Annotated in this window: 14 protein-coding genes; 11 read left to right on the top strand and 3 right to left on the bottom strand. The window is 62.9% G+C overall.

The window, feature by feature from the left end:
• Positions 1 to 400: 400 nt before the first annotated feature.
• Positions 401 to 6670, bottom strand: a complete 6270-nt coding sequence (locus tag GIV35_RS23800) for a non-ribosomal peptide synthetase (RefSeq protein ID WP_236485909.1) — start codon at positions 6668 to 6670, stop codon at positions 401 to 403.
• A 490-nt stretch (positions 6671 to 7160) separates the two neighbouring features.
• Here GIV35_RS23800 and GIV35_RS23795 point away from each other — a divergent pair, with 490 nt between their 5' ends.
• On the top strand, positions 7161 to 7955 hold the full coding sequence (locus tag GIV35_RS23795) for a helix-turn-helix transcriptional regulator (protein ID WP_054897417.1): 795 nt from the start codon (positions 7161 to 7163) through the stop codon (positions 7953 to 7955).
• The gene (locus GIV35_RS23790; RefSeq protein WP_236265487.1) at positions 7955 to 9424 is read left to right on the top strand and encodes an efflux transporter outer membrane subunit; all 1470 of its coding nucleotides are present in this window, start codon (positions 7955 to 7957) and stop codon (positions 9422 to 9424) included. The genes GIV35_RS23795 and GIV35_RS23790 overlap by 1 nt, the downstream gene beginning before the upstream one ends.
• Here GIV35_RS23790 and hpaA read toward each other — a convergent pair.
• Positions 9351 to 10211, bottom strand: coding sequence for a 4-hydroxyphenylacetate catabolism regulatory protein HpaA (gene hpaA, locus GIV35_RS23785; RefSeq protein WP_089042196.1), 861 nt, complete (start codon positions 10209 to 10211; stop codon positions 9351 to 9353). The genes GIV35_RS23790 and hpaA overlap by 74 nt on opposite strands.
• A 128-nt stretch (positions 10212 to 10339) precedes the next feature.
• Here hpaA and GIV35_RS23780 point away from each other — a divergent pair, with 128 nt between their 5' ends.
• From GIV35_RS23780 to hpaI, 8 genes are all read left to right on the top strand, one after another.
• Positions 10340 to 11005 carry a fumarylacetoacetate hydrolase family protein gene (locus GIV35_RS23780; protein ID WP_034128183.1) on the top strand — a complete coding sequence of 222 codons (666 nt, stop codon included), beginning with the start codon at positions 10340 to 10342 and terminating at the stop codon, positions 11003 to 11005.
• On the top strand, positions 11002 to 11772 hold the full coding sequence (locus GIV35_RS23775; RefSeq protein ID WP_105227269.1) for a fumarylacetoacetate hydrolase family protein: 771 nt from the start codon (positions 11002 to 11004) through the stop codon (positions 11770 to 11772). The genes GIV35_RS23780 and GIV35_RS23775 overlap by 4 nt, the downstream gene beginning before the upstream one ends.
• Before the next feature lie 5 nt (positions 11773 to 11777).
• Positions 11778 to 13238, top strand: coding sequence for a 5-carboxymethyl-2-hydroxymuconate semialdehyde dehydrogenase (gene hpaE / locus GIV35_RS23770; RefSeq protein WP_105227270.1), 1461 nt, complete (start codon positions 11778 to 11780; stop codon positions 13236 to 13238).
• Between the two features lie 154 nt (positions 13239 to 13392).
• Positions 13393 to 14250 (top strand): 3,4-dihydroxyphenylacetate 2,3-dioxygenase, encoded by an 858-nt coding sequence (hpaD, locus tag GIV35_RS23765; RefSeq protein ID WP_105227271.1) that lies wholly within the window; start codon positions 13393 to 13395, stop codon positions 14248 to 14250.
• A 15-nt stretch (positions 14251 to 14265) separates the two neighbouring features.
• Positions 14266 to 14658 carry a 5-carboxymethyl-2-hydroxymuconate Delta-isomerase gene (locus GIV35_RS23760; RefSeq protein ID WP_105227272.1) on the top strand — a complete coding sequence of 131 codons (393 nt, stop codon included), beginning with the start codon at positions 14266 to 14268 and terminating at the stop codon, positions 14656 to 14658.
• A 37-nt stretch (positions 14659 to 14695) separates the two neighbouring features.
• Entirely contained in the window at positions 14696 to 16000 is a 1305-nt protein-coding gene (locus tag GIV35_RS23755) for an MFS transporter (RefSeq protein WP_236265484.1), read from the top strand.
• Positions 16001 to 16011: 11 nt separating this feature from the next.
• Positions 16012 to 16815 (top strand): 2-oxo-hept-4-ene-1,7-dioate hydratase, encoded by an 804-nt coding sequence (hpaH, locus tag GIV35_RS23750; protein ID WP_105227274.1) that lies wholly within the window; start codon positions 16012 to 16014, stop codon positions 16813 to 16815.
• Between the two features lie 16 nt (positions 16816 to 16831).
• Positions 16832 to 17632, top strand: coding sequence for a 4-hydroxy-2-oxoheptanedioate aldolase (gene hpaI / locus GIV35_RS23745; protein ID WP_105227275.1), 801 nt, complete (start codon positions 16832 to 16834; stop codon positions 17630 to 17632).
• A 124-nt stretch (positions 17633 to 17756) separates the two neighbouring features.
• Here hpaI and hpaR read toward each other — a convergent pair whose 3' ends face one another.
• The gene (gene hpaR, locus GIV35_RS23740) at positions 17757 to 18179 is read right to left on the bottom strand and encodes a homoprotocatechuate degradation operon regulator HpaR (RefSeq protein WP_014719078.1); all 423 of its coding nucleotides are present in this window, start codon (positions 18177 to 18179) and stop codon (positions 17757 to 17759) included.
• Positions 18180 to 18386: 207 nt separating this feature from the next.
• On the opposite strand from hpaR, the gene GIV35_RS23735 reads away from it, so the two are divergent.
• Positions 18387 to 19685 carry an NAD(P)/FAD-dependent oxidoreductase gene (locus tag GIV35_RS23735; protein WP_236265787.1) on the top strand — a complete coding sequence of 433 codons (1299 nt, stop codon included), beginning with the start codon at positions 18387 to 18389 and terminating at the stop codon, positions 19683 to 19685.
• The last annotated feature ends 85 nt before the right edge of the window (positions 19686 to 19770 follow it).

Raw genomic sequence — 19770 nt, 5'->3', positions numbered from 1 at the left:
GGCGGCCCCCCAAATCACTGGCGGATTACGGGCACACCGAGCCTAAGCGAGGTGCCGAGTGGTGGGGCAAGAGCGTTTTGCTTACTTTTGTCTGGGCCGGCATTCCGGCTTTTCAAAAGTGAGCCGCCGTCAGGGCGGAACCCTAGGTGGCCGTTACCGCAGCAATGGATATGTACACGGTCCTACTGTGTGGACTGTCAGGCCGTCTTCGCAGCGATGCGGCGAGCCGACAAGCCAGCTCCCACATTTGGATCCTGGGCGCCAGGGAGATAGGCGCCGGCCGTCAGGCCGTCACGGGAGCAAGCTCCCTCGCCACAGGTCCAGCGTCGGCTCTAAATTGTGTAGATACCTATGGCCATCGCAGTCAAGCCAGCTCCCCCATTGGATCGCAGTGCCTGAGCTAAATCCGTCGACGGCGGTTGAGTTGGGGGATGGCGGTTTGGGGAGCTTCCACGCACGGGGCCTGTGCCGCTGTTTTCGCGGCCAGTTGCGCCAGCGTGGGCTGGCTGAACAGGGTGCGGGCGTCCACGTCCAGCCCGGCCTTGCGCAGGCGGGCTACCAGGTTCACTGCCAACAGGGAGTGCCCGCCCAGTTCAAAGAAGTGGTCATGGCGCCCTACCCGTTCGAGCTTCAACACGTCAGCCCAGATCCCGGCCATCAGGGTTTCCACCTCGCCCACTGGCGCTTCGTAGGCTCGGCTAAGCACGGCCTCCAGCCCTGGCGCCGGCAGGGCCTTGCGGTCGAGTTTGCCGGCGGGGTTGAGGGGCAGTGCGTCGAGTTGCACGAAGGCGGCCGGCACCATGTATTCCGGCAGGTGCTCCAGCACATGGTCACGCAAGGCTTGCAGGCTCGGCGCCTGGCCGCGCAGGGTGAAGTAGGCCACCAGGCGCTCATCGCGAATCAATACCGCCACCTCGTGCAATGCCGGGTGGGCGGCCAGGCGTGCTTCGATCTCTCCCAGCTCCAGGCGCACACCGCGAAGTTTCACTTGGAAGTCGTTACGCCCAAGGAATTCAAGATTGCCGTCAGGCAGGTAGCGCACCAGGTCGCCGGTGCGATACAGGCGGTCGCCGGGCACGAAGGGGCTTTCGATGAAACGTTCGGCGGTCAGCTGTTCCAAGCCCAGGTAACCACGGGCAACGCCGACGCCGCCGATGTGCAGTTGGCCGCTGATACCCATGGGCACCGGCGCATCATGAGCGTCCAGGACATACAGGCGGGTGTTGTTGATGGCGCGGCCAATCGGCAGTTGCAAGGCGGGCACCGGCGCGCCGAGTTCGAGGGTCCAGGCGCAGCTGTCCACCGTGGCTTCGGTGGGGCCGTACACGTTATGCAAGCGCACCGTGGGCAAGCGCGCCTGCACGCCACGGGCCAAGGCGGCGGTGAGTTCGCCGCCGCCGCACACTATATCGGTGAGGCTGGTGCACAGGGCCGATTCGTCCAGGTCCAGAAACTGCTGCAACATGGCGGGCACGAACTGGATCACCCTGATCTGCTGCTCACGAATCACCTGGGCCAGGTACGCCGGTTCACGGTGCCCATCGGGCCGCGCCAACACCAGGCGCATGCCGTTGCTCAATGGCCAGAACAGCTCCCACACAGAACCATCGAAGCTGAACGGCGCGCGCTGCAACAAGGCGCCGCCTTCGGCGTTCGGGCACAGTTGCGAGCCCCAATGCAACAGGTTGCCCAGGCCACGGTGCTCGATCATCACACCCTTGGGCGTGCCGGTGGAGCCCGAGGTGTACATCACGTAGGCGAGATTGGCGACGCTCAAGCCTGGCACGCTTGGATTGTCGATCGGCGCCTGATTCCAGGTGCAGTGGTCGAAGTCGATCAGCGGGATCGAGACATCGCCCACCCCTTCGCGAGTGGCAGCTTGTACCAACAGTGCCACTGGCTGGCTGTCTGTGAGCATGTAGGCCAGGCGCTCGCGTGGATAACCTGGGTCGAGCGGCACGTAGGCGCCGCCCGCCTTGAGAATTCCCAATAAGCCCACCACCAAGTCCAACCCACGCTCCACGCACAACGCCACCCGCGAGTCCGGTTGTACGCCGTGCTCACGCAAGTGAAAAGCCAGTTGGTTGGCACGTTCGTTGAGTTGGCGGTAGGTCAATGCGTGCTGACCCGCCTGCACCGCAATGGCATCGGGGGTTCGCCGCGCATGGGCTTCAAACAGCGCTTGCACGGTCAGCGTTTTTGGGTAGTCGATGGAGGTTGCGTTGAGGTCCACCAACAGAGTACGCAATTGGCTCGCGGGCAGCACCTGCACACCGCGCAGCGGCATATCCGGTGTGCTTTCCAATGCGTCCAGCAGGCCGTTCAGCGCGGTGTCGAAGTAGCTCAAGACAGGTTCAGCGCCCACTGTGTCCGGGGCCATGACCTTGAGCCGGAAGCCGCTGGCCGTGTCGTCCACCGTGAGCATCAACGGGTAACTGAGGATGTCTTCACTGCTAAGCAAGGCAATGCCCGGCACAAGGTTCAGTCCAGGGTCCGCCGAGGTGTGACGATAGTTGAGCAAACTGTTGAACAGTTCCGGCACGCCGCTACGACGCTGGGCCAACGCCAGGGACGCCTGTTCATGGGCGAGCAAAGCGCTCAGTTGCGCGTGGGTGTCGTGCAGCGCATCCGCCACGTTTTTCCCGGCCAGGCGCAGGCGCAGCGGCAAAGTGTTGATAAACATGCCCAAGGCCCGCTCGGCCCCCTCGCCGGCTTGCAAGCGGCCGAGCAGCACGGTACCGAACACCACATCTTCGCGGCCGGCGACACGGCTGAGCACCTGAGCCCAGGCCAGGTGGAAAAGGCTCGCGGCACTGACCCCCAGGGCTCGGGCCTGGCTGCGCAGGCGCAGATTGAGTGCGTCGCTGAGCGAGCGCTGCGCCTCTTCGGTCTCGGCACGCAGGGCCTGACGCTTCTGTAGGCCGAACGCCAAGGTCGGCTCATCGACATCCGCCAGACGCTCTCGAAAGAACGCTTCGTGCGCCGCCTGGCGAGCCGTTGAGCGGGCCTGCGCGACCATGTTGCGATAAGGCACGGGCACAGGCAGTCGCGCCTGTTGACCCAGCAGATGGGCACGAATCTCGTCCACCAGCAGCGTGGTCGACGTGGCATCGTTGACCAGATGATGAAAGCGCAGCCTGGCGACCCAGCGCTGGTGCTGGGGCTCCTCGGCGTAATCCAGGGCCATCAGCGGCGCCTGGCGCAAGTCCAGGGGTTGCGCCGGTTCGCGCAGCGCTTCAACCCGCAGATGCGCCTGGCGCCACACCACCTGCATCGGTTGTTCGAGGGCATCCCACACCAGGCTGGTGCGCAAAATATCGTGGCGATCGATCACCTTTTGCAGGGCACTGGCGAAGGCATCCATCTGCTCGCGGCGCGCGAAGCTGAACAGCGCTTGTTGCTGGTACGGGTCGTGCGCGTCGGTGAGGTGGTGGTAGAGCAACCCTTCCTGCAACGGCGCCAGCGGATAGATATCCTGCACGTTGGCAGCGCCGCCAGGGATGCCGGCGACGATGCGGTCGAGGCTGGTTTGGTCAAGTTCGGCCAGGACGAGCAAATCCTGGGTGATATGGGTGCAACCGGCCGGGATTCGATTGGCCGGCACCGCCTGTTCGTGACCGACACACGCCGCCGCCAGCGCCGCCAGGGTCGGCTGGCCGAACAGCACTTGCACATCGGCGCGCAGGCCGGCCTGGCGCATGCGCTGCACCAGTTGCACCGCCAACAGCGAATGCCCGCCCAGCTCGAAGAAATGGTCATGGCGGCCCACTGGCTGCACGTGCAGCAACTCGGCCCAGATCTGCGCCAGTGTGGTTTCCACGCCCTCCTGTGGCGCTTCGAAGCGGCGGGTGATAAAGGCTTCCTGGGTCGGTGACGGCAAGGCTCGGCGGTCGAGCTTGCCGTTGGCGGTGAGGGGCAACGCGTCGAGGCACACGTAAGCCGCCGGCAGCATGTAGTCCGGCAGCGAGGCCTGCAGGTGAGTGCGCAGTACTTCGATTTCCACAGGCTGACGTGGCACAAACCACGCCCATAATTGCCCGTCGCGAAACTGCACCACTGCATCCTGAAGCGCCGGATGGCTGGCCAGGGCCGACTCGATTTCTCCCAGTTCGATGCGCACGCCACGGATTTTTACCTGGTCGTCATTGCGCCCCAGGTAGTCGAGATTGCCGTCTGGCAGCCAGCGCGCCAGGTCGCCGGTGCGGTACATGCGACCGCCACTGAATGGGTCGTCGATAAACCGTTCGGCACTCAACTCGGCACGGTTCAGGTACCCCCGCGCCACGCCCTTGCCGCCGACATACAACTCCCCCGCCACGCCAATCGGCACCGGGCGTTGCTGCGCGTCCAGCAGGTAGACGCGGGCATTGGCGACCGGCGCGCCGATATGCAACGGCTGGCCCACCTCAACGCGCCCCGAGGTCGCCACAACGGTGGCTTCGGTGGGGCCATAGTTGTTCACTACCGCAAATGTCTGCGCCTGGGGGAAGGTGCGCAGGCGGTCGCCGCCGATCAGCAAGGTGCGCAAGGTGGGATGCCCAAGCCCCTGGCTGAACGCATATTCGGCGACAGGCGTGGGCAGGAAACACACATCCAATGGTTGCGAGCGCCACCAGCCGAGCAACGCGTCGATATCTTCCGCGCCTTCATGAGCCGGTGGCAGGTGCAAGGTCGCACCCACGCACAACGCCGGCCAGACTTCCCAGGCCATGGCATCAAAACCGAAGCCGGCGACGCTGGCAGTGTGGCTGCCCGCATGCAGGTCGAATGCTTGGCAATGCCAGTCCACCAGGTTCGACACGCTGTGATGTTCGACCATCACACCCTTGGGCAACCCAGTGGAACCCGAGGTGTAAATCACATAAGCCAGGTTCGACGGCGTGACGGCAACCTGAGGGTTACTGTCGATGGATGCGCTGCCAGGCTCCAGCGCGATCACCGGTACCGTCGAGACGGGCAGACGCTGGCGTAAATCGCGCTGAGTCAGGATGGCCGCGGGCGCGCTGTCGTACAGCAGGTACTCCAGGCGTTCGCCGGGATGGGCCGGGTCCAGCGGCACGTAGCAGGCGCCGGCCTTGAGGATCGCCAACAGCCCCGCCAGGGTGTCAAGGCCACGCCGGGCCAGGATCGCGACGCGGTCATCGGGCTGTACGCCGAGCGCCACTAGTTGATGAGCCAGTGCATTGGCCTGGCGGTTGAGTTGGGTGTAACTCAGTGAGCGGTCCTGATACACCGCCGCAATCGCGTGGGGCGTGCGTGCGGCCTGGGCCTCAATGCGCTGGTGCAGGGTTTGCGGCGTGGCGTTGGGCTGCGCGGTGGCGTTCCAGTGCAGCAGTCGGGCCTGCTCCTCGGGCAGCAGCATGCAAAACTCGCCGATGGGCAGCGCAGTGTCCTCCAACCCCTGCTCCAGCAGCCCGATGAAACGCTGGGCCAACGCCTGCACATCGTGCGCCTGGAAATACGCCTCGTTGTAGACGCAATGCAGCCACGCATTGTCCTGGTAACGGTTGCTGCGCAAGTGAATGGCCAGCGGTAGCGCTTCATGGTGATTGGAGACCTTGATCGCGCGGGCCTGGACCTGACCGAAGCGCAGGTCGTGGTCGTCCTGCTCGAACGATACCGACACGTCGAAAAGTTGCCCGCGATCTGTTCGGCGCAAGCCCAGCTCGCGGTTCATCTCACTCAACGGGAAGCGCTGATGACGAAAATCCTGCTTGAGCTGATCACGGATGCCCCGTACCAGAGCACCGAAAGACACGCCCTCGCTGAACGCAAAACGTACCGCGCTGACCTGGGTGAACAGGCCCACAGTGGCGCGAAACCGCGCGTTGGAGCGGTTGAGAATCGGCAGGCCCACTCCCCATTCCTGCCGTTGGCTGGTGCGGGTGAAATACACATACATCGCCGCCAGCAACACATGAAAGGCCGACGCCTGGTAGTGGTTGGCAACCTGCTCCATACGGTCGAGCAACTGCACCGGGAAGCCTTGCACCCAGGTGTTGCTCGACGTCTTGGCGTTGTGCCTGGGGCTGAGCAGCGGCTCGGGCAGCATCTGGTATTTGCCCAGCCAATAGTCGCGGTCGCGGGCGTAGCGGGCCGATTGCAGGTAGCGTTGGTCGGTGTCGATAAAGTCGATGTAGGACGGTGCCAGTGGCTCGGTGGCGCGCCCCTGCTCCAGGGCGCTGTAGAGCTGCGCGAGGGATTGCAGCATCTGGCCGAAGCCCCAGCCGTCGAGGATCAGGTGATGAGCCTGGGTACCGAGGCGGTAGTGATCATCATCAAGTTTGACCAGGAAAAAACGGCACAGTGGCTCGCCGCTCAGGGCGTAGGGCCGAGCCATGTGCGCCTGCATCAAGGTTTGGCTTGCCGCGGATGGGTCGGGCAGCGCGGAGAAATCATGCAGCGCCATTTCCACCTTCATCTGCGGGGCGAATGTTTGCCCAGGCAGGCCATTGGCGTCGGTGTGCAGTTGGGTGCGTAGTGCATCGTGACGGGCCACCAGCAGTGCGACAGCATGCTGCATGCGTTCGGGCTCGACGGTGCCAGCAAAATCCAGGTAGCCGCCAATGTTGTACAGCGGCGAATCGCCCACGCGCAGTTGGTCGAGCCAAATGTCTTGTTGGGCGCCAGTGAGGGGGAAGCGGGCCGGCTGGCTGGAGGAATACTGCATAAGATCCTTCTCATGGGGGTCAGGCACTGGCCGCGCAGAGGTGGCCCATTACGCCGAAGTTGCCGGATTGGAGCATGGCCGCCGAGGGGTGTCTGACACCCGAAACCCGGACATTCAAATGGATGGATAGGCCTTGATCGAAGGTTCATGACTGAAACGATTAAAGCGTTGTAGGAGATTGGCTACAGCTCATCCATGCCGAGCCTCTGGATAACCCCTTTATTTTAATAATTCATCATTTACATCAATAAGTTAACTAAAACTAAAAATAACTTACACCTGTACGTAGCCGGCTTAATTCACGAGAAACGTCGGATTAATGGCGCAGCTTTTATGGCAGCTTGTGTCCCTCGTTTCCGCTACATACGTAGGACAAATCCCTATGGCTAAATAAAATTTCGAACGCCGAGTTACGTTCAAGCAGTACGGAGCGCCCTGCACAGGCCCTGGGCAACCGTTGACGGTTTTCGACATCAAGGATGAGATGGCTATGAGTCTGACCCCAAGTATTGGCGACACCTGCGGCCCGCATTTTTATGCCGAAATGGGCGAGTTGATTTCAAACAGCGGCGACGAACATTTCGCCGCCACGATGTTGCAGCTGGTGGGCAAGTGGGTACCGATTCACCTGGTAGACCTCAGCGAATGGACCCTGGATGAACTGCGCGACCGCGTGCTGGACATCAAGTTACTGGGCAGCGCCGGGGTGAAAAAGGATTTGTCGGTGCCCCAGACCTTGCATGCGCTGAACGACCACCCGCTGTTGCGGCAGATGCTGCACATGCAAGACCCGCTGCTGATCCAGATGAACGCCAAGGCCAACAGCGCGCATCCGCGCGGTACTTCGCACCAGTGCAACCTGGTATCGCGCCAGGGCAATCGACGCTGTGTGATTTCGTTCTACCGCCCGCCGACCCAGCAGGGGTTTTCCCTGGCTGAGTTGTCGTTTCTCAAGTGCCTGTCGGACACGCTGTTGCCGTTGATGGAACGGCACGCCCAGAGCCTGCGCCAGGCGCCGCACGCCGAGACTGAGCCGGCCCATACCCTGCTGGAACAATCGCAGTTGCAGCGTGAGTTCTACAAACGCTTGTCTTTGAGCGACATCACCCTTTCGGCGCGGGAACAGGAAGTGTGCCTGGGCCTGCTGACTGGCGGCACCGTGCCGCAAATCGCGGAGAAACTCAGTGTCAAAAACAGCTCGATCGAGACCTACCTCAAACGTGCCGCCGCCAAGCTGGGCGTAAGCGGCCGGCATGGCCTGGCCAAATGGATGGTGGGCGCCTGATGAACACACGAGCACTGTGCACCGTCGGCATGGCCTGGATGCTCGGCGGTTGCTCGCTGATTCCCGAGTACCAGCGACCAGCCGCGCCGACGCCTGCGCAGTACCCCCAAGGCGGCGTCTACCGCCTGGCGCAGGCCGGCCCCCTGGCGCAAAACCCGGACTGGCAGCAGCTGTTCCGTGACCCGGCGCTGCAAGAGCTGATTAATGATGCGTTGGTCAACAACCGCGACCTGCGAGTGGCGGCCCTGAATGTGCAAGCGTTCCAGGCCCAGTACCGAATCCAGCGCGCGGATCTGTTCCCGGCGATCTCTGCCACAGGCGCCGGCAAGCGCCAGAAGCTGCCGGGGAGCGTGACCGGCACCGGCAAGTCAGCGATAACCTCCAATTACTCCGCCACCTTGGGCCTGAGCGCTTACGAACTGGATCTGTTCGGCCGCGTGCGCAGCCTCAGCGAACAGGCGCTGCTCACTTACCTGGGCACCGAACAAGCACGGCGCAGTACGCAATTGAGCCTGGTGGCCAACGTCGCCAATGCCTACCTGACCTGGCGCGCCGATCAGGAACTGCTGGCCCTGGCCGAGCAAACCCTGGTCGCCAACGACCACAGCTGGCAATTGACCAGCCGCAGTAAAAGCGCAGGCAAAGCCTCGGCGCTGGACGTGGTGCAAGCGCGCACAGCAGTGGAAAGTACCCGCGCCAGCGTAGCCCGCTATGAACGCCAGGTGGCCCAGGACCTCAACAACCTCACACTGCTGGTGGGTGGCCCGGTGGATGAACACCTGCCTGCGCGCCCATTGGCCGACGATCTGGTCGCCCGCGTGCCCGCCGGCTTGCCCTCGGACCTGCTGCAACGCCGCCCGGATATCCTCCAGGCCGAATACCAACTGCAGGCGGCCAACGCCAATATCGGTGCGGCACGTGCAGCGTTCTTTCCTTCCGTGACCCTGACGGCAAACGCCGGCAGCACCAGCAAGGAGCTGTCGGGGCTGTTCAAGGGCGGCTCGGGCAGCTGGACCTTTCAGCCGCAGATCAACCTGCCGATCTTCAACGCCGGCAGCCTGCGCGCCAGCCTCGATTACGCCAGGCTGCAGAAGGACATCACGGTGGCCCAGTACGAAAAATCCATCCAGGGCGCCTTCCAGGAAGTTGCCGACGGCCTCGCCGCACGCCAGACCTTCAACGACCAACTGGCGGCGCAACGGGATTTCGTCGCCGCCAACCAGAACTACTATGACCTGGCCGAACACCGTTACCGCAGCGGCGTGGACAGCAACCTGACGTTCCTCGATGCGCAGCGTTCGCTGTTCAGCGCGCAACAGGCGCTGATTGTGGACCGGCTGGCGCAGTTGGTCGCCGAGGTGAATTTGTATACCGCACTGGGTGGCGCCTGGGATATCAGCGCAACCCCGACTGCCGCAGCCGGTACTCCCCCGGTGTCATCTGTGCATACCGCAAAAAAAACCGGCTGAAATACGCAGGGTCCTTGAACCCCAGCTGGTAGCAGATTTCATTCGCGGAACTGCCGGTAAACAACAGCAGGCGCTTGGCCTCCTGCATCAGCCGCTCAAGGATCAGGCGCTTGGAGGGCAGGTCGGCAATGCGTCGGCACACCTCATTGAGCCGCGCCTGGGTCACGCCAATGCCCTCGGCATAACGCGCCAATGGCCAATGTTCCAGGTAGTGGGCTTCGATCAGCTCGTTGAAACGATGGAAGATGCGCAGGTCTTCATGGGCTGTCGGGCGTGCCGGCTGGGCGTGGGCGCACAGGCGCAGCAGGCGGATCATGATCAACCGCGTCAGGCTGTCGAGGGCGGCGGCACGCCCTGCCCGCTCGGCGTTTATCTCACTGCACAGCGCCTCGAAGAGTTGTTCCAACCCCTCAGCGTCGCCAGTCAAGGCCACACATGCCGCACCGGAGGCGAGGCTGGGGTCGGCGTCGATCAATCCCCATACAAGCTGCTGGCGCACCGTCAGCACATGCCCGTCGGCATCGGCTTCGGTGACAAACGCGTGGGCCACCGTGGGCGGCGTAAGGAAAAACATCGGTCCCGATTCAACGTACTGGCGGTCATCCAGATACACCCGCACTGCACCACTCTTGACGTAATGCACCTGGAAAAACCGGTCATGGCGATGCACCGCCATATTGCGCCCGAAAAACCCCGCCAGGTTGCCGAGCTTGTCGTAATGCACCTCGGCGTCGCTGTAGCGCTGGTCGTAGACCTGCCCGATGTTGATGTTGGGAATCGGCTTCACGGGGCTCTCTTCTTGTTGTTGTGAGGCCAGCGCAGTGTGCCACGCTTGACGGTAGTTAACATATTAATTATAACGTTAACAACTTAACGAACGGCCTGTGCAGCCGTCGTCACCGCCAGGAGAAACGCATGAGCCGTACCCTGCATGATGTTGCCAGCGGCACCCTGTTTGGCGTTGCGCTGAACTACCAGGGCCTGCTGGACCAGCATCTCGCCGCCTTCCAGCAGGCGCCCTACCAGCAGCCGCCGACCAAGCCGGTGCTGTTTATCAAAACCCCCAACACCCGCAATGCCCATGGCGGCGTAGTGCTGCAGCCTGCGGGCGAGCGCCTGCAGCCGGGCCCGGCGCTGGGCGTGGTGATCGGCCAGCGCGCCAGCCGTGTCAGCCTGGAGAACGCCATGGCGCATGTGGCCGGGTATGTGGTGGTGAATGAATTCAGCCTGCCGGAAGACAGCTACTACCGCCCCGCCGTCAAAGCCAAATGCCGCGATGGGTTTTGCGCCCTGGGCCCGCAGTTGGTGGCGCGGGATCAAGTGGCCAACCCCAATCAATTGAGCCTCAAGCTGTTCGTCAATGGCGAGCTGCGCCAGGAAAGCTCTACCGCCGATTGGGTGCGCGACATCCCGCAATTGATCGCCGAGATCAGCGAGTTCATGACCCTGTACCCCGGCGATGTACTGATCACCGGCACCCCGCAAGGCCGCGTGGATGTGCAGCCAGGCGACCAGGTTGAAGTCGATATCACCGGCATTGGCCGCCTGAGCAACACCATTGCAGCGGAGGCATCGGCATGAAACGCGCACGTATCCACTTTGAAGGTGCAACCCACAACGTATGGGTGCAAGCCGACTGCAGCGTGCGCCTTGAGGATGGGCGGTTGCTGGCCGAAGACCAGGTGCAATGGCTGCCACCCGCCACCGGCAACATGTTCGCCCTGGGTTTGAACTACGCCGACCACGCCGCCGAACTGGCCTTTACGCCGCCGACCGAACCGCTGGCATTCATCAAGTCGGTGGGCACCTACACCGGTCACCGCCAAGTCACCTGGCGCCCGGACAACGTCGCCTACATGCATTACGAGTGCGAGCTGGTGGCGGTGATCGGCAAAACCGCGCGCAACGTCAAGCGCGCCGACGCCCTGGACTACCTGGCCGGTTACACGGTGTGCAACGACTACGCGATCCGCGACTACCTGGAAAACTACTACCGCCCCAACCTGCGCGTGAAAAACCGCGACGCCACCACCCCGGTCGGCCCGTGGATTGTCGACGTGGCGGACGTGCCCGACCCAGGCAACCTGAAATTGCGCACCTGGATCAACGGCGAACTGCGCCAGGAAGGCAGCACGAAAGACATGATTTTCGATATCCCCTACCTCATCGAATACCTGTCCAGCTTCATGACCCTGCAACCGGGCGACATGATCGCCACCGGCACGCCCGAGGGGCTGGCCGATGTGGTGCCGGGGGATGAGGTAGTGGTGGAAGTCGAAGGCGTGGGCCGCCTGGTCAACCGTATTGTCAGTGAAACGGAGTTTTTCTCCGCGCGCAAAGAGGCTTGAGCACCATGATCAAACACTGGATCAACGGCCGTGAGGTCGAAAGCAAAGACACCTTTATCAACTACAACCCGGCCACCGGCGAGGCCATCGGCGAAGTCGCCAGCGGCGGCGCCGAAGAAGTCGCGCAAGCCGTAGCGGCGGCGAAGGCCGCGTTCCCCAAGTGGGCCAATACGCCGGCCAAGGAGCGCGCGCGCTTGATGCGCAAACTGGGTGAGTTGATCGAACAGAACGTGCCACACCTGGCCGAGCTGGAAACCCTGGACACCGGCCTGCCGATCCACCAGACCAAGAACGTGTTGATCCCGCGTGCCTCGCACAACTTCGATTTCTTCGCAGAAGTCTGCACCCGCATGGACGGCCACACCTACCCGGTGGATGACCAGATGCTCAACTACACCCTGTACCAGCCGGTAGGCGTGTGCGGGCTGGTGTCGCCGTGGAACGTGCCGTTCATGACCGCCACCTGGAAGACCGCGCCGTGCCTGGCGCTGGGCAATACGGCGGTGTTGAAGATGTCGGAGCTGTCGCCGCTGACCGCCAATGAACTGGGGCGCCTGGCGGTGGAAGCCGGGATTCCCGACGGCGTGCTCAATGTGATCCAGGGCTACGGCGCCACCGCTGGGGATGCACTGGTGCGCCACCCGGACGTGCGGGCGATTTCATTTACCGGCGGCACCGCCACCGGTAAGAAAATCATGCAGAGCGCGGGCCTTAAAAAGTATTCCATGGAACTGGGCGGCAAGTCGCCGGTGCTGATTTTTGAAGACGCCGACCTGGAACGTGCCCTCGATGCAGCATTGTTCACGATCTTCTCCCTCAACGGCGAGCGCTGCACCGCTGGCAGCCGCATCTTCATCCAGGAAAGCGTCTACCCGCAATTTGTCGCCGAGTTCGCGGCGCGAGCCAAGCGCCTGATCGTCGGCGACCCCCAGGACCCGAAAACCCAGGTCGGCTCGATGATCACCCAGGCCCATTACGACAAGGTCACCGGCTACATCAAGATCGGCCTGGAGGAAGGCGCCACGCTGCTGGCTGGCGGCCTGGAACGCCCGGCCAACCTGCCGGCGCACCTCAGCCGCGGCCAGTTTATCCAGCCGACGGTGTTTGCCGACGTGAACAACCGGATGCGCATCGCCCAAGAAGAAATCTTCGGCCCGGTGGTGTGCCTGATCCCGTTCAAAGACGAAGCTGAAGCGCTGCAATTGGCCAACGATACCGAATACGGGCTGGCCTCCTACATCTGGACCCAGGACATCGGCAAGGCCCACCGCCTGGCGCGCGGTATCGAAGCGGGCATGGTATTTATCAACAGCCAGAACGTACGGGATTTGCGCCAGCCGTTTGGCGGGGTCAAAGGCTCGGGCACCGGGCGTGAAGGCGGCCAGTACAGCTTCGAAGTGTTTGCCGAGATCAAGAACGTGTGTATTTCCATGGGCAGTCATCACATTCCGCGCTGGGGCGTGTAGCCCAGGATCAAGCAAGCCTCCTGTGGGAGCCGGGCTTGCCCGCGATGCAGACACCGCGGTCCTTCAGCCGTACCGAGTCGATGCCATCGCAGGCAAGCCAGCTCCCACAGGGACCTCACAGGCCATACAAGAATAATTATTCAGGAGAGTCATCATGGGCGAAGTGGTTCTGGCAGCGAAGATCTGCCACGTACCGTCGATGTACCTGTCGGAACTGCCCGGCAAACATCACGGCTGTCGCGAAGCGGCGATTGCCGGGCACAAGGAGATCGGCCGGCGTGCCCGCGAACTGGGGGCCGACACTGCGGTGGTGTTCGACGTGCACTGGCTGGTCAACAGCGGCTACCACGTCAATTGCGGCGAGCAGTTCCAGGGCACCTACACCAGCAACGAACTGCCGCACTTCATCAAGAACATGGACTACGCCTACCCCGGCTGTCCTGAACTGGGTGAGCTGATCGCCGCCGAAGCCAACCTGGCTGGCGTGCGCAGCATGGCCCACAACATCCCGAGCCTGGAACTTGAATACGGCACCCTGGTGCCCATGCGGTACATGCATATGGGCGTGCCCGACGCACAAAAATTCAAGGTCATTTCCATCGCTGCCTGGTGCGCCTGGCATCGCCTGGAAGACAGCTTCGCCTTCGGCGCCGCCGTGCGCCGGGCGATCGAAAAGAGCGACCGCAAGGTGCTGGTGCTGGCGTCCGGCTCGCTGTCCCATCGGTTCTCGGACGACCGCCAGGCTGAGGCGAATATCCACAACTGGACCCGCGAATTCGACAAGCAGGTGGACCTGCATGTCGTGGAAATGTGGAAGCAAGGTCGCTTCAAAGAGTTCTGCTCCATGTTGCCCGACTACGCCGAACATTGTTTTGGCGAAGGCAAGATGCACGACACCGCCATGCTCCTGGGCCTGCTGGGTGGGCCGGATTATGCCAAGCCGGCCGAGATCATCACGCCGCCGTTCGGCAGTTCGGGCACCGGCCAGATCAACGCGATTTTCCCGCTTTAACCCTGGGAGAGCCCCATGCCGCACTTTATCGCTGAGTACACCGACAACCTCGAACAGCAGGCCGATTTGCCCGGCCTGTTTGAAAAAGTCCACCGCGTGCTGGGTGACAGCGGTGTGTTTCCATTGGGCGGCATTCGCAGTCGCGGCGTGCGCCTGGACACCTGGCGCATGGCCGATGGCAAGCACGACTATGCCTTTGTGCACATGACCCTCAAGGTCGGCCATGGCCGCGACCTGGCGACGCGCGAAGCAGTCGCCCAAGCGGTGTTCGCGGTGATCACCGCACACTTCGCCGAGCTGCAGGCGCAACGGTTGTTGGCGCTGTCGTTCGAGATGATCGAGCTGCATCCACAGCTCAACTTCAAGCAGAACAATGTGCATGCGTTTCTGAACAACCCGGCGAACTGAAACGGCCCCTCACACCTACAACAAAAAGAACAACATCATGAGCACAGCCCATTCCACTGCAAGCCTGCGGCTTGCCGAGCACGACCGTACCCATCGTTTGGTGACCTGGCGCCTGATGCCATTGTTGCTGGTGTGTTACCTGTTCGCCCATCTGGACCGTATCAACATCGGTTTTGCCAAGATGCAGATGAGCAGCGACCTGCACTTCAGCGACACCGTGTATGGCTTCGGCGCCGGCCTGTTCTTCATCGCCTACGCACTGTTCGGCGTGCCCAGCAACATTGCCCTGGACCGCGTCGGGCCACGGCGCTGGATCGCCTGCCTGATGGTGGGGTGGGGTCTGCTCTCCACCGGCATGTTGTGGGTGGAGAGCGCGCGCGGGTTCTACGTGCTGCGCTTTCTGCTGGGTGTGGCCGAGGCCGGGTTTTTCCCGGGGATCCTGGTATTCCTCAACCGTTGGTACCCGGCACGCCGTCGCGCCCAGGTCACTGCCTTGTTTGCCATTGCGGTGCCCATGGCCGGAGTGCTGGGCGGGCCGATTTCCGGGGCGATCCTGGAGAACTTCCACGACGTCGGCAGCCTGCGCGGCTGGCAGTGGATGTTCCTGATCGAAGGCGCCCCCGTGGTGCTGCTGGGGCTGGTGGTACTCAAGTGGCTGCCGGACAGTTTCGAGTCGGTGCACTGGCTGACTGCCGAGCAAAAGCAGCAACTGCGCACCCAATTGAGCAACGAGGAACAGCGCAAGACCATCACCTCGTTCGGCGGCATCCTGCGTGACCCGCAGGTGTGGCTGCTGGTGGCCGTGTACTTTGCGGTGATGCTGGCGGTCAACACCCTGGCGTTCTGGATGCCCACCCTGATCCACGGCGCCGGCATCGGCCGTGACAGCCAGGTCGGCTTGCTCAGCGCCGTGCCGTACCTGGCCGGCTGCTTCTTCATGCTCGGCTGCGGGCGCTCGTCCGACCGCCACCGCGAACGCCGCTGGCACCTGTGCGTGCCGTTGCTGATGGCGGCACTCGGTATCGCCGTCGCGGGCCTGGCGCCCGGCAATGCGCTGCTGGTGATGGGCGGGCTGGTGGTCGCCGGCATGGGCGCCAGTGCCGCGCTGCCGATGTTCTGGCAACTGCCACCGGCGTTTCTCTCCCACACCACCCAGGCGGCGGGCATCGCCATGATCAGCTCGTTCGGCAGCATCGCCGCGTTCCTCGCGCCGTACCTGATCGGCTGGATGCGCGACGCCACCCAGAGCGCCAGCCTGGCCCTGTACGTACTCGCCCTGTTTATCGCCCTCGGTGGCTTGCTGGTGCTGCGCACCCAGGCCGCCATCGTCAACCCACACTAGAGACCGTTGCCATGCTCGACTCCCAGCAAATCCTCGCAGCTGCCGCCCACCTGGACCGCGCCGAACGCAGCCGCGAACAGGTGCGCCAGTTTTCCCTCGACTACCCCGATATGACGATCGAGGACGCCTACGCCATCCAGCGTGAATGGGTCGCGCAGAAGATCAAGCACGGGCGCACGCTCAAGGGCCACAAGATCGGCCTGACGTCACGGGCCATGCAGGTGTCGTCGAATATCACCGAACCCGATTACGGCGCTCTGCTCGACGACATGTTTTTCGACGAAGGCAGCGACATTCCCTTCGAGCGTTTCATCGTGCCACGGGTGGAGGTGGAACTGGCTTTCATCCTCGGCAAGCCGCTCAAGGGCCCCAACTGCACGGTGTTCGACGTGCTCGACGCCACCGAATGGGTGATCCCGGCGCTGGAAATCATCGACGCCCGCATCCAGCAGGTCGACCCGCATACCAACGCCACCCGCAAGGTGTTCGACACCATCTCCGACAACGCCGCCAACGCCGGTGTGGTGCTCGGCGGCCGCGCCGTGCGCCCCACCGAGATCGACCTGCGCAAGGTGCCGGCGGTGCTGTATCGCAACGGCGTGATCGAAGAGTCCGGGGTGTCGGCGGCGGTGCTCAACCACCCGGCCAAAGGCGTGGCGTGGCTGGCCAACAAGCTGGCGCCCTATGACGTCACCCTGCTGCCCGGCCAGGTGATTCTCGGCGGCTCGTTTACCCGCCCCGTGGCAGCCCGCCCTGGCGATACCTTCCACGTCGACTACGACCTGCTCGGCTCGATTGCCTGCCGCTTCGTCTGAACCCAGGAGTGCTTTCATGGACATGCCTGTCAACCGCTTCAAGCAACGCCTGCACAACCGCGAGGTACAGATCGGCCTGTGGCTCGGCCTTGCCAACGCCTACTGCGCGGAACTGGCCGCCAACGCCGGTTTCGACTGGCTGCTGATCGACGGCGAACATGCGCCCAACCAGCTGGGGGACATGCTCGCGCAATTACAGGCCATCGCGCCCTACCCCAGCCAGGCGTTGATTCGCCCGGTGATCGGCGACACGGCGCTGATCAAACAACTGCTGGATATCGGCGCCCAGACGCTACTGGTGCCCATGGTCGAAAGCGCCGCCCAGGCCCGGGAACTGGTGCGCGCCCTGCGCTACCCGCCCCAGGGTATTCGCGGGGTCGGCAGCGCCCTGGCCCGCGCCTCGCGCTGGAACAGCATCGCCGATTACCTCGACCAGGCCGATGCGCAGATGTGCCTGCTGGTGCAGATTGAGAATGCCGAGGGTCTGGCCAATCTGGACGCCATCGCCGCTGTCGAAGGCGTGGACGGGGTGTTTATCGGCCCGGCAGATTTGAGCGCGTCCATGGGGCATCGCGGTAACCCGGGGCATCCGCAGGTACAGGCGGCAATTGAGGACGCCATCGTGCGTATCGTCAAGGCGGGTAAGGCGGCCGGGATTCTCAGCGCCGATGAAAATCTCGCACGGCGCTATATCGCGTTGGGGGCGACGTTCGTGGCGGTGGGGGTGGATACCACGGTGTTGATGCGGGGGCTGCAAAGCCTGGCCGGGAAGTTCAAAGACTTACCGATGGCTGCCAATACCGGTGGTGTCTACTGAGATCCAATGTGGGAGCTGGCTTGCCTGCGATAGCGCTGGGTCAGCTGGCTTATTTGTCGCTGACGCACCGCTAACGCAGGCAAGCCAGCTCCCACAGTTGACCGGTGGTGGTTCAGTCATTAGTTCAGCGCTTGATGTTCTTCAAGTCATCCAGCAACCCCAACAAGGTCTGGAATTTCTCTTCGCCAAACTGATCCTGCAAGCGCTGGTAGTTGGCCTCCATGCACTGGCTCATGGACTCGAAACTCGCCTTGCCCTTGTCCGCCAGGGTAATCAGCACCCGGCGCTGGTCTTGTTCGGCCTTGCGCCGGTGCACCATGCCGGCCGCTTCCATGCGCACCAGCACGCCGGTCATGCTCGGCTTTAGGATGCAGGCCAGCTCCGCCAGTTGGTAGATCTCCAACTCACCGTGCTGTTCAAGGATGCGGATGATGCGCCATTGCTGTTCGGTCAGGCCGTGCTCATTCAGGGAAGGACGGAAAAAACTCATGGCGGCCTCGCGCGCTTGCAGCAAGGCCAGGGTCAGGGATTGTCGAGGTGTGGACATAGGGCTCAGGGTCACGAAGTATTTAGTTAATAGTTTAACGAAACTCTAACATTCCCGGCCGGCGAGCGCGCTATAACTTGTAGGTGCCCTCGCCCGTGGCGCGCTGAATCAAAAACCCGGGCACGCAGGATCAAGACTTCCCGCCCGCCAGGGGCCCTAATGGAGGCATCCGCTTTAGCGCCTTCCTTCACTTTTTCAGGCTGCGCCATGATCAACATCGAAACCCCCACGTACTACACCGCCACCAAGAAATACAACCTCAGCTTCCCCACCCTGGAACAGGATATCGAGGCAGACGTTGTGGTCATCGGCGGCGGCTTTTCCGGGATCAACACGGCCCTTGAGCTGGCGGAAAAAGGCATCACCAACATTGTGGTGCTTGAAGCGCGCTACCTGGGCTTTGGCGGCACGGGCCGCAACGGTGGGCAGATCATGGCAGGCATCGGCCATGACCTGGAGAAGATCAAGAAGGACGTGGGCGAAGACGGCCTGCGCCAAGTGTTCGAGATCAGCGACCTGGGCGCCGACATCATCAAGAACCGCATCGCCAAGTACAACATCGACGCGGACTTTCGCCACGGCTACGGCTATATGGGCTTCAACGCCCGCCAGGAAAAAACCCTGCGCGCCTGGGAGAAGGACTTCAAGTCGATCAACAGCCAGCACGAAATCCGCTTTCTCGGCGGCTCCGACGTGCAGCAGATCATCGGCTCCACCGCCTACACCAGCGCCCTGTTGCACATGGGCGGCGGGCATGTGCACTCGCTGAACCTGCTGCTGGGCGAAGCCACCGCACTGGCCAGCCATGGCGTGAAGATCTTCGAGAACAGCCCGGCCCTGGACGTCAGCTACGGCGAGCGCATCACCGTGCGCACCGGGCGCGGTTCGGTACGCGCCAGCAAGTTGCTGTGGGCCTGTGACAGCTTCCTCAACAAGCTGGAGCCAGAACTGCACCGCTCGACCATCAACACCTACGCGTTCCAGATGATGACCGAGCCGTTGTCCGAGGAGTTGATCCAGCGCATCAGCCCGATCCGTGGGGCCTACAGCGACATCCGCCCAGTGATCGACTACTACCGCGTCACCAACGAGAACCGCCTGTTGTTCGGCGCCGCCACGCCTTTGGTGGAGCACATTCCCGGCGACCTGAAAGCCTGGAACCGTCACCTGATGCTGAAGATTTTCCCCTACCTCAAGGACGTGAAAATCGACCTGGCCTGGGGCGGCCCGATGGCATGCAGCCCGAACCTGTTCCCGCAGGTGGGCACCTTGCCGGGGCGCAGCAACGCGTTTTTCGTGCAGGGCTATTCCGGCTTCGGCGTCACCCCCAGCCACATCATCTGCAAGGTGCTGGCCGAAGGCATGAGCGAAGGCTCGGCGCGCTATGACCTTGTCAGCTCGATCCACCGCCCCACCATCATCGGCAAGGACACGATTCGCCCGCTGCTGCTGACGGCGGGCAAATCCTGGCACCAACTTTCCGGCTACTGGAACGGTCGCCGCTAACCCCTGTAGGAGCGGGCTTGCCCGCGAAAAACTTCAACGATAACGCGTGCTTCCTGAATGAACGCGGCGCCTGTGAGTTTTTCGC

Origin of the sequence: Pseudomonas sp. PA-1-6B, from assembly GCF_021609545.1 — a bacterium.
Taxonomy (GTDB): Bacteria; Pseudomonadota; Gammaproteobacteria; order Pseudomonadales; family Pseudomonadaceae; genus Aquipseudomonas; species Aquipseudomonas fluorescens_BV.
This window is presented reverse-complemented; position numbering and strand designations above follow the sequence as displayed.